At 74.2% G+C, this 10,105-nt stretch carries 11 protein-coding genes, 1 tRNA gene and 1 pseudogene; 8 read left to right on the top strand and 5 right to left on the bottom strand.

Going from position 1 to position 10,105, the window contains the following annotated elements:
- A pseudogene (locus L7D48_RS20220) lies at positions 1 to 1,412 on the top strand (hypothetical protein); the annotation flags it as partial.
- Positions 1,413 to 1,439: 27 nt separating this feature from the next.
- Here the strand turns inward: L7D48_RS20220 and L7D48_RS20215 are convergent.
- Positions 1,440 to 2,147, bottom strand: a complete 708-nt coding sequence (locus L7D48_RS20215; RefSeq protein WP_237881054.1) for a hypothetical protein — start codon at positions 2,145 to 2,147, stop codon at positions 1,440 to 1,442.
- Positions 2,148 to 2,194: 47 nt separating this feature from the next.
- Between L7D48_RS20215 and L7D48_RS20210 the strand changes: the two genes are divergently transcribed.
- On the top strand, positions 2,195 to 2,383 hold the full coding sequence (locus L7D48_RS20210; protein ID WP_093662929.1) for a DUF5703 family protein: 189 nt from the start codon (positions 2,195 to 2,197) through the stop codon (positions 2,381 to 2,383).
- A 100-nt stretch (positions 2,384 to 2,483) separates the two neighbouring features.
- Here the strand turns inward: L7D48_RS20210 and L7D48_RS29325 are convergent, their stop codons facing one another.
- From L7D48_RS29325 to L7D48_RS20195, 3 genes are all read right to left on the bottom strand, one after another.
- Positions 2,484 to 3,353, bottom strand: coding sequence for a chaplin (locus tag L7D48_RS29325; protein WP_237881052.1), 870 nt, complete (start codon positions 3,351 to 3,353; stop codon positions 2,484 to 2,486).
- Positions 3,354 to 3,520: 167 nt separating this feature from the next.
- Positions 3,521 to 3,754, bottom strand: a complete 234-nt coding sequence (locus L7D48_RS20200) for a chaplin (RefSeq protein ID WP_093851602.1) — start codon at positions 3,752 to 3,754, stop codon at positions 3,521 to 3,523.
- Between the two features lie 163 nt (positions 3,755 to 3,917).
- Positions 3,918 to 5,255 carry a M20/M25/M40 family metallo-hydrolase gene (locus L7D48_RS20195; RefSeq protein ID WP_237881050.1) on the bottom strand — a complete coding sequence of 446 codons (1,338 nt, stop codon included), beginning with the start codon at positions 5,253 to 5,255 and terminating at the stop codon, positions 3,918 to 3,920.
- 140 nt (positions 5,256 to 5,395) lie between these two features.
- Here L7D48_RS20195 and L7D48_RS20190 point away from each other — a divergent pair.
- Positions 5,396 to 5,480 (top strand) — tRNA-Leu (locus L7D48_RS20190).
- A gap of 134 nt (positions 5,481 to 5,614) precedes the next feature.
- On the opposite strand, the gene L7D48_RS20185 is transcribed toward L7D48_RS20190, so the two are convergent.
- Complete coding sequence (locus L7D48_RS20185; protein ID WP_237881048.1) at positions 5,615 to 7,270, bottom strand: FAD-binding dehydrogenase; 1,656 nt, start codon at positions 7,268 to 7,270, stop codon at positions 5,615 to 5,617.
- Between the two features lie 96 nt (positions 7,271 to 7,366).
- Here L7D48_RS20185 and L7D48_RS20180 point away from each other — a divergent pair, with 96 nt between their 5' ends.
- The 5 genes from L7D48_RS20180 to L7D48_RS20160 all read left to right on the top strand — a co-directional run.
- Positions 7,367 to 7,915 carry an NUDIX domain-containing protein gene (locus L7D48_RS20180; RefSeq protein WP_237881046.1) on the top strand — a complete coding sequence of 183 codons (549 nt, stop codon included), beginning with the start codon at positions 7,367 to 7,369 and terminating at the stop codon, positions 7,913 to 7,915.
- Positions 7,916 to 7,925: 10 nt separating this feature from the next.
- The gene (locus L7D48_RS20175) at positions 7,926 to 8,336 is read left to right on the top strand and encodes a YidH family protein (protein WP_237881044.1); all 411 of its coding nucleotides are present in this window, start codon (positions 7,926 to 7,928) and stop codon (positions 8,334 to 8,336) included.
- Positions 8,333 to 8,689, top strand: a complete 357-nt coding sequence (locus L7D48_RS20170; protein WP_237881042.1) for a DUF202 domain-containing protein — start codon at positions 8,333 to 8,335, stop codon at positions 8,687 to 8,689. Before L7D48_RS20175 ends, L7D48_RS20170 begins: the two co-directional genes overlap by 4 nt.
- Positions 8,690 to 8,706: 17 nt before the next feature.
- The gene (locus L7D48_RS20165; protein WP_237881058.1) at positions 8,707 to 9,180 is read left to right on the top strand and encodes a gluconokinase; all 474 of its coding nucleotides are present in this window, start codon (positions 8,707 to 8,709) and stop codon (positions 9,178 to 9,180) included.
- Positions 9,181 to 9,317: 137 nt separating this feature from the next.
- Positions 9,318 to 10,105: phosphotransferase family protein (locus L7D48_RS20160; protein ID WP_237881040.1), on the top strand; the 788-nt coding region annotated here is incomplete at its 3' end.

Below are 10,105 nucleotides of genomic sequence, written 5' to 3'. Positions count from 1 at the left end.
GGAGTGCCGGGGGGGACGAGGAGGAAGAGGGCGGGCGGCCCGTACGGCTGCTCATCGGCCTGGAGCGCCACGCGCTGGCCGAGGAGAGCCTGGCCGAGGGCCTGGCCCGGCTGAGCAGCACCTTCACCCCGCCCGGCGAGGAGGAGGCGGCCCGCTGGGAGGAGGCCGCGGGCGGGACGCCCGGTCCTTCCGCGGCCGAGCTGGTGCGCGCCGCCGCCCGCAGCGGACTGGTGGCGCACACCGGCGGCGAGGCCGCCCGCGTCGAGCCGGCGGCGCTGGTGGCCGCGGCCCGGGCGCTGGGGCTGCGGGCTTACGCCGCCGCGCACAGCGAGGACGGCAGGCGGCGGCTGGCGGCGCTGCTGGAGGCCGAAGGCGGCGGCGAGAGCGGCCGGGGCGGCGATCCGGGGGACGGCCCGGACGGGGACGGCCCGGGCCCGGCGGCCGTCACCGTCGACGGGCTGCTGGCCGGCCGGGAGGGCCCGGGGCGCGACGAGGAGGGTGCGTACGCGCTGGACCTGCTCGCCGTGCTGGACGCCCCCCAGCTCGACGCCGAACGCGCGGCGATGCTGGTCGAGGCGGTGCCGGACGGTGCGCGGCTGGTCCTCAGCGGCGATCCGCACCTGCTCGGCTCGGCGGGGGCCGGCCAGGTGCTGGCCGATCTGCTGGCGGCGCGTGTCTGCCCGCAGGTGGTCTCCCGCACCCCCGATCCCGGGCCGGTCGGCGAACTGGTCTCGGGCATCGGGATCGGCGAGCTGAACCAGGTGGAGGCGCCCGGCCGGGAGGTGGTGATCGTCCCGGTGCGCGACGCCGGGGAGGCGGTGCACCGCACGGTGCAGCTCGTCGCCGACTCGGTGCCGCGGGCGCTGGGGGTGCCCGCCGGGCTGACGCAGGTGATCACGCCCGGCCACGGCGGCGCCGCGGGCACCCGGGTGCTCAACGCCGCGCTCAAGGAGCGGCTCAACCCCGGCCCCGGCCGGTTCGGCGGCTTCGACCCGGGCGACCGGGTGGCCCACTCCCCCGTCCCCGGGCACACCGCGCTGGGCACGGTGGTGTCGGGGGACGAGGAAGGGCTGCGTCTGGACTGCTCCGGCCGCGCCGTCACCGTCCCGCGCGGGCGGGTGGCGCGGACGGTGCGGCACGGCTGGGCGATCACCGCCCACCAGGCCGCCGGGACGCGCTGGCCGGCGGCCGTGGTGGTGCTTCCGGGCGACGCGGTCCCGGCCCTCAACCGCGCCTGGGTGTACACGGCGTTCGGCCGCGGCGAGCGGCATCTGTCCGTGGTGCACGGTGTGGACCAGGCGCTGCCGCGGGCGGTGGAGCGTATCCCGGCCCCGGAGCGCACGACACGTCTGCGCACGCTGCTGCGCGCGCAGGCGGCGCAGGCGGCCCCGCCGCGGGAGGCCGCGGACTGACCCGCCGGCGGCGGGAGCGGGCCCGGGTCAGTCCGCGGCCCGAGCCACCGGCCCGGGGCCTCCGTCCTCGCCGTAGAGGTCCTCCTCCTCGTCGAAGACGGCGCTGACGTCGAAACGGCACACGACCTGCTCGGGGTCGGCCCCCTCGAAGGGCGAGCCCAGCCACTCCCCCGGCTCGGCGGGCTCGTCGCCCGCGATCACCCAGAGCGTGGAGTCGCCCTCCTCCAGGCCGAACTCCTCGTGCCGGGTGGCGATCTCGTCGGGCTCGTACTCGCCGAACAGCACACTGAGGGCGGCGTGCACCCCGCTCCCGGCGAAGGGGCCCTCCAGCGCCTCCTCGTCCGCGTCGGCCGAGTCCGGGTCGAGCGCGGTGACGCGCTGCGCCTGGGCCATCAGCCTCCGCGGCTCCACCACCGTGTAGTCGCGGCGGATGAGGACGCTGAGAGTGCTGGGCTCCTCCGGCCCGGCGTAGGCGGGCATGGTGTCGCCGCCCGGGATCTCGAAGGGTGTGACCTCGTCGTAGACGTCGTACAACAGCTCGTCGTACGCCTCGCCCGCCGCGGCGAGTTCGTCGAAGGCGGCGTGGACGGCGGCCTCGGCCCGGGCGGCCCCGGCGCCCGAGCCCCCCTCGGCGGACCGTCGTTCGACGGCTTCGAGGTGACGGTCCAGCGCGGTCTTCAACGCTTCGGCGGCGGCTCGTACCTCGGCAGCACCGGGCTGCGCAGCATCAGACATAGTGCAGACGCTATCCGTACCGGGGCCCCGCACGCACAATAGATGTGATGCCGGAATACGAATTTCGTGATGTGTACGTCCCGCGCGGGGTCTCCCGCAAGGCCGCCACACGTCTGCTGACCGAACACGCCGAGTACGGACACTGGGAACTGGACCGCCTCAGGCTCAACTCCGACGGCAGCCGCCAGGTGCGGCTGCGGCGGCGGATCATCCGCCAGTTGCGCGCCACCTGGTGACGCGGAAGGCGGAAGGAGCGGACCCCGACCCCTGTAAGGGGCGGAGCCCGCTCCTCGTCGTGCTTCCGGCTGTGGTCCCTGGCGTGGCCCCTGGCGCCTGTCAGCCCCGCATGGCGCGGGCGCGCCGGTAGAGCAGGGCGCCGCCGAGCAGCACCCCGGCGCCGACCGGGACGACCGCGCCCATCCCGCTGCTGCCGGTCTGGGCCAGCTCGCCGCCCATGACCTGGGGGGCGGGCTTCCCGGGGGCCTCGGCACGGGGCTCGTCCTTCTTCTCCGGCTGCTTGGGCTCCTTCGGCTCGGGCTTCTCCGGCTGCTCGGGTCCGGGCTTCTCCGGCTTCGGCTTCTCCGGGTGCTCGGGTCCGGGCTTCTCCGGGGACGGCTTGTGGTCGCTCACGTTGGCGCACTCGTTGCCGGCGGCCGGGTTGAGCGCACCCACCACGTTCACGGAGTTGCCGCAGACGTTCACCGGGACGTGGATCGGCGCCTGGACGGTGTTGCCGGACAGCACGCCCGGCGAGCCCGCGGCCACACCCTCGGCCCTGGCGCCGCCGTCGCCGGCGTGCTTCTCGTGCTGCTTCCGGCCGTGGCTCTTGCCATGCTCCTCGCCGCCCTGCTCCCAGTGCTGCCCGCCGTGGTCCTCCTGGTGGCCGCCCTGCTGGTGGCCGCCCTCGTGCCCGCCCCGGTGCAGGTCGCGGTCGCCCTGGTGGTGGCCGCCGTGGTGGTCGTCCACGTTGGCGCACTTGTTGCCGAAGGCCGGGTTGAGGCCGCCACCGACGGTCGCGGTGTTGCCGCAGGCGTTCACCGGCGCGTGCACGGGGGCCTGGACGGTGTTGCCGGACAGCACGCCCGGCGAGCCCGCGGCCACACCCCGGGCCTCGGCGTCCGCGTGGGCGGCGTGGCCGCCCGACATGGCCAGCACGCCGCCGGCCGCGGCGATGGTGATCAGGCCCTTCCTTGTGACCTGTCGCATGTGTACTTCCCCTTGCCCTCTGATGTGCGGGTGGCTTGCGGTCTACGGGTTGTGCGCGGGCAGGAGGCACTCCTCGACCCCCCGCCCGCCGAAACAGCGGCCCCGGAGCGCATGGCGCGCGCTCCGGGGCCGCCGCGCACAGGCCCTTCGCGGGCCCGGGCGCGACGTCAGTCGTTGACGCAGAAGTTGCCGAAGGCGGGGTTCAGCAGCCCGATCACGCTGACCGTGTTGCCGCAGACGTTCACCGGGACGTGGATCGGCGCCTGGATGACGTTGCCGGAGATGACACCGGGGGAGCCGATGGCAGCGCCCTGGGCACCGGAGTCGGCGGCGGCCACACCCGCACCCGCGAGCACGAGACCACCGGTGGCAGCCGCGACGGCGACGACCTTCTTGATCATTCTTCCTCCTTGTTGGCAATGCGATCCCAGCCGCGGACCGCACTCCCTGTAACGACACCGGAGGAAGCGGGCTACGGCCCGAGGACGCATTCACCCGTTCCGGTCGCACGCGCACACACGGGCGATTACCGGGGAGGCCGGGCCGTACGGTGCCGGGCGCCGGTCAGCACTGGTCCAGGAAGCGGTCCAGCACCCGCACGCCGAACTTCAGCCCGTCCACCGGGACCCGCTCGTCCACTCCGTGGAACATCCCGGCGAAGTCCAGCTCCGGCGGCAGCTTCAGCGGGGCGAAACCGAAGCAGCGGATGCCCAGGTCGTCGAAGGACTTGGCGTCGGTGCCGCCGGAGAGCATGTACGGCACGGCCCGCGCGATCGGGTCCTCGGCCTTCAGGGCGGACTGCATGGCGTCCACCAGGGCGCCGTCGAAGCCGGTCTCCACCGCCTTGTCGGCGTGCACGTCCTCGCGCCTCACCCGAGGGCCCAGGATCCGGTCGAGGTCGGCCAGGAACTCCTCCTCGTGGCCGGGCAGGAAGCGCCCGTCGACATGGGCGGTGGCCTGGCCGGGGATGACGTTGACCTTGTAGCCGGCGCCCAGCATCGTCGGGGCGGCGGTGTTGCGCAGCGTCGCCCCGATCAGCTTGGCGATGCCGCCGAGCCTGGCCAGGGTCTCGTCCATGTTCTCCGGGTCCAGTTCCACGCCGAGGGCGTCGGAGAGCTCGTCGAGGAAGGAGCGCACCGTCTTGGTCACCCGGACCGGGAACTTGTGCCGGCCCAGCCGCCCGACGGCCTCGCACAGCTCGGTGATCGCGTTGTCGTCGTTGGTCATCGAGCCGTGTCCGGCGGTGCCGTCCACGGTGAGCCGCATCCAGTGCATGCCCTTCTCGGCGGTCTCCACCAGGTACAGCCGCAGCTTCTCGTTGACGGTGAAGGAGAAGCCGCCGACCTCGCCGATCGCCTCGGTCACGCCCTCGAACAGCTCCGGATGCCGTTTGACCAGGTGCTTCGCCCCCCAGGTACCGCCCGCCTCCTCGTCGGCGAGGAAGGCCAGCACGATGTCGCGCGGGGGCTTGCGGCCGCTGCGCAGCCGGTCGCGCACGACCGCCAGCGTCATCGCGTCCATGTCCTTCATGTCGACCGCTCCGCGGCCCCACACGCAGCCGTCGGCGATCTCGCCGGAGAACGGGTGGTGGGTCCAGTCCTCGGCGTTGGCCGGGACGACGTCGGTGTGCCCGTGGATGAGCAACGCGGGCCGGGAGGGGTCCTCGCCCTCGATCCGGGCGACGGTCGACGCCCGGCCCGGGTGCGACTCGAAGATCTCCGGCTCCAGTCCCACCTCCGCGAGCTTCTCCGCCACGTACTCGGCCGCGGCCCGTTCGCCCGGTCCCGAGTGGTCGCCGTAGTTGCTGGTGTCGATCCGGATCAGATCGCGGCACAGGTCGACGACCTCGTCCTCGCCCCTGACCGCGTCGGCCGCGGTGGTGGTCGCGTTCGGCTCGCTCACACTGCCTCCTCGTGTTGCGGGGGTCCGCGCCCATCCTCCCGTCTTGGAGGTCCGGAGCACAGGAGCCGGGGTGATCGCCCGGCTCCGCTCCAGTGCTATGGTTTACACGTCGCCACGACCACGGTCGGCGGCGCACACCTGTCCGGGTGGCGGAATGGCAGACGCGCTAGCTTGAGGTGCTAGTGCCCTTTATCGGGCGTGGGGGTTCAAGTCCCCCTCCGGACACAGGAGAAGGCGAAGGCCCCGCGGATACCCGCGGGGCCTTCGCCGTTTCCGGTCCACCGGCGGGCCGGGTCGAGCCGGGCGCGGTCGCCTGTCCCGCCCCGGCCCGGCCGTCCCGGTCTGTCGGCCCGCTCGCCTCAGCCCACCGCCTTCGCCGCCGCGCGGCCGGCGGTGCGGCCGGAGAACAGGCAGCCGCCCAGGAAGGTGCCCTCCAGGGAGCGGTAGCCGTGCATGCCCCCGCCGCCGAAGCCGGCGGCCTCGCCCGCCGCGTAGAGACCGGGCAGCGCCTCGCCGCCGGCTGTGAGGACGCGGGAGGACAGGTCGGTCTCCAGGCCGCCGAGGGTCTTGCGGGTGAGGATGTTCAGGCGCACGGCGATCAGCGGGCCCGCCTTCGGGTCCAGCAGCCGGTGGGGCGGGGCGACGCGGATCAGCTTGTCGCCGAGGTAGGTGCGGGCGCCCCGGACCGCGGTGATCTGGAGGTCCTTGGTGAAGGGGTTGGCGATCTCGCGGTCGCGGGCGGTGATCTCGCGGCGCAGGGCGGCCTCGTCGATCAGGCCGTCGCCGGTGAGCGCGTTCATGCCGCGCACCAGGGCGGACAGGTCGCGCTCGACGACGAAGTCGGCGCCCTTGTCCATGAACGCGCGCACCGGGCCGGGTGCTCCGGAGCGGGCCCGGCCGAGCACCTGGCGGACGCTGCGGCCGGTGAGGTCGGGGTTCTGCTCCGAGCCCGAGAGCGCGAACTCCTTCTCGATGATCTTCCTTGTGAGGACGAACCAGGTGTACTCGTACCCCGTGCTCATGATGTGCTCGAGGGTGCCGAGCGTGTCGAAGCCGGGGAAGAGCGGCACCGGCAGCCGGCGGCCGGTGGCGTCCAGCCACAGGGAGGAGGGGCCGGGCAGGATGCGGATGCCGTGCCGCGCCCAGATGGGATCCCAGTTCTCGATGCCCTCGGTGTAGTGCCACATCCGGTCGCGGTTGACGATCCGGCCGCCGGCCTCCTCGGCGACGCCGAGCATCGCGCCGTCGACGTGGGCCGGCACTCCGGAGAGCATCCGCTTCGGCGGAGTACCCAGCCGCTTCGGCCAGTTGGCGCGTACCAGGTCGTGGTTGCCGCCGATGCCGCCGGAGGCGACGATCACCGCCTGGGCGCGCAGTTCGAAGACGCCGGTCACCTCCCGGCCGCTGGCCGTGCCGCGTGCGGCGTCGCTGGGGGCGAGCACCTCGCCGGTGACGGTGTCCACCGCTCCGGCGCTGCGGGCCAGCCCCGTGACGCGGTGCCGGAAGCGCAGGTCCACCAGACCCCGTTCGGCCGCCTCCCGCACCCGCCGCTCGAAGGGTTCGACCAGGCCGGGTCCGGTGCCCCAGGTGATGTGGAAGCGCGGCACCGAGTTGCCGTGGCCGCCGGCGTCGTAGCCGCCCCGCTCGGCCCAGCCGACGACGGGGAACAGCCGTACGCCCTGGGCGCGCAGCCAGGCGCGCTTCTCCCCGGCGGCGAAGTCGACGTACGCCTCGGCCCAGCGGCGCGGCCAGGCGTCCTCCTCGCGGTCGAAGCCGGCCGTGCCGAGCCAGTCCTGCCAGGCCAGCTCGCGGCTGTCGCGCACCCGCATGCGGCGCTGCTCGGGCGAGTCGACGAGGAACAGCCCTCCGAAGGACCAGTGCGCCTGGCCGCCCAGCGAAGCCGGGGGCTCCTGGTCGAGCAGGATCACCTTCCGCCCGGCGTCGGCCAGTTCGGCGGTGGCCGCGAGTCCGGCCAGGCCCGCCCCGATCACGATCGCATCGGCGTCGTACGCCATCGGCCCATCCGCTCCTCGGTCCGTCCCGCTGGTGACCGGAGAGTAACCCGCCGCCCGGAGGCGCGGCACCCCCCGGCGGGCTGCTTTGATGATCGGATGACGAGCGAGGAGACGGCGGGCAGGTCCGCGGACGAACTGCTGGACATCGTGGACGAGTACGACCGTGTGATCGGCCGGGCCCGGCGCGGCATCGCCACCGCCCGGCGGATGCGGCACCGGAGCGTGTCGGTGCGGGTGCGGGACGCCGGGGGCCGGATCTTCGTGCACCGCCGCACTCCGGAGAAGCTGGTCTTCCCCTCGATGTACGACCTGGTCGTCGGAGGCGTGGTCGGCGCGGGCGAGAGCTACGACGAGGCGGCACTGCGCGAGGCCGAGGAGGAGCTGGGGGTGAGCGGGCTGCCGCGCCCGGAGCACCGGCTGACCTTCCTGTACGAGTCGCCGGAACACACCTGGTTCCTGGCCGTCTACGAGGTGCGGTGCGAGCTGCCGGTGCGTCCGCAGGCCGAGGAGATCGCCTGGTGGGACTTCCTGCCGGAGGACGAGGTGGAGCGGCGGCTGGGCGAGTGGGACGTGGTGCCCGACGGGCTGGAGTGCCATCGGCGGCTGCAGGAGTGGCACCGGGAGCGGGGCGGGGGCCCCGCGTAGTGTCGGGAGCATGATCAAACGGCTCTGGTACGGACTGCGGGACCCGCTGCGGCTGTGGCTGGCGCCGGAGCGGATGCGGGCCGAGGGCACCACCCCCGACTACCGCTTCTCGCTGGCCAACGAGCGGACCTTCCTGGCGTGGATCCGCACCGCGCTGGCGCTGGTGGCGGGCGGCCTGGCGGTGGACCAGTTCCTGACCGGGATCCGCCCTGGCCCCCGGGCGGCGATCGCCGTGGTGCTGCTGGCGGGCGGCGCGCTGTGCGCGGTGCGGGCGGTCAACCACTGGCTGCGCACCGAGCGGGCCATGCGGCGCGGCGAGGACCTGCCGCTGTCCCGCTTCCCCGTGCTGCTGGCGCTGGGCACGGCGGTGGCCGCGCTGGTGGTGGTCGCCGGGGTGCTGCTGGGGGAGCTGGGCCGGTGAGCGCGGACCGCCGGCCGCGCGGGGACGGGCCGCACGCGGTCGGGGCGGCCGTACGCGATCCGGCCGCGCAGCCGGAGCGCACCCGGATGGCGTGGCGGCGCACCACCCTGGCCTTCGCGGCCGTGGTGGCGCTGCTGGCCCGCGGGACGCTGCACGACGGCGGGCCGCCGCGGCAGTATGCCCCGGCCGCGCTGGGGGCGCTGGTGTGGCTGGTCTTCCTGGGTCTGGCCCACCGCCGCATCCGCGCGCTGGATGTGCCCCGGCCGGGCCCGCTGGGTATGCGCACGGCGTACGCGGCGGCCGTCTGTACGCTGGCCGTGCCGATCTTTGGAGTGGTGGTGTGGCTGTGGTGAGTCCGCTCGTCGTGGTGATGGGTGTGTCCGGGTCCGGGAAGACGACGGTGGGCACGGCCCTGGCGGAGCGGCTGGGGGTGCCGTACGCGGAGGCCGACGACTTCCATCCGCCCGAGAACGTGGCGAAGATGGCCTCGGGCGTCCCCCTGACGGACACCGACCGCACGCCCTGGCTGGACGCGATCGCCGCCTGGCTCAAGGCCCAGGGCGCCGACGGCGGCGTGGTCACCTGCTCCGCCCTCAAGCGCGTCTACCGCGACCGGCTGCGCCGGGCCGCGCCGGATGTGTTCTTCCTCCATCTGGACGGCTCGCCCGAGCTGATCGGCGAGCGGCTGTCGGGCCGCACCGGCCATTTCATGCCGTCCGCGCTGCTCAAGTCCCAGTTCGAGACGCTGGAGGCGCTGGACTCGGACGAGGCGGGCGCGGTCGTCCCCATCGACGGGACGCCGGACGAGGTCACGGAGCTGGCCGTGGCCGCCGTCCCCCGCTGACCCGTACCGCGGCCCCGGCACCGCCTCCGCACGGTGTCGGGGCTCTCTTTTCGGGCACCTCTCTGGACTCCATACCGACTGGTCGGCATCATTACCCGGTACGTACGACCACCCTCTTCCCGCCGAGGAGCCTGCTGATGACCGAGCACCACCCACCGGGCCTCGATCCCGCGCGGCTGCGCGCGTACCTGGACGGCGAGCGCCCGGGGCTCGTCCAGGGGCCCCTGAGCGCGGAGCTGATCGAGGGCGGCCGCTCGAACCTCACCTACAAGGTGAGCGACGGGAGCTCGCGCTGGGTGGTGCGGCGTCCTCCGCTGGGCCACGTCCTGGCCACCGCGCACGACATGGCCCGCGAGCACCGGGTGATCAACGCCCTGGGCCCCACCGAGGTGCCCGTGCCCGGCGCGGTGCTGCTGTGCGAGGACACCGCCGTCCTCGGCGCGCCCTTCTACGTGATGGAGTACGTGGAGGGCACCCCCTACCGCACCGCCGAGCAGCTCGCCCCGCTCGGCCCCGAGCGCACCCGCGAGCTGGTCCTCGGCCTGTCCGACGCCCTGGTGAAGCTGCACTCGGTGGACCCGGACTCCGTCGGCCTGGGCGACTTCGGACGTCCCGAGGGCTTCCTGGAGCGGCAGCTGCGGCGCTGGGGCAAGCAGCTGGACGCCTCCCGCAGCCGCGAACTGCCCGGCATCGACGAGCTGCACGCCCTGCTCGGCAGCCGGATGCCCGCCTCCCCCGCCCCCGCGATCGTCCACGGCGACTACCGGCTGGACAACGTGCTCGTCGGCGCGGACGACCGGATCGCGGCCATCCTCGACTGGGAGATGTCCACCCTCGGCGACCCGCTGACCGACCTGGGCCTGCTGGTGATGTACAGCAGCCAGCAGCGCATCCCCGGCGCCCCCATCGCCACCACCCGCGAGGC

Origin of the sequence: Streptomyces sp. ICN903, assembly GCF_022015835.1 — a bacterium.
Taxonomy (GTDB): domain Bacteria; phylum Actinomycetota; class Actinomycetes; order Streptomycetales; family Streptomycetaceae; genus Streptomyces; species Streptomyces fenghuangensis.
This window is presented reverse-complemented; position numbering and strand designations above follow the sequence as displayed.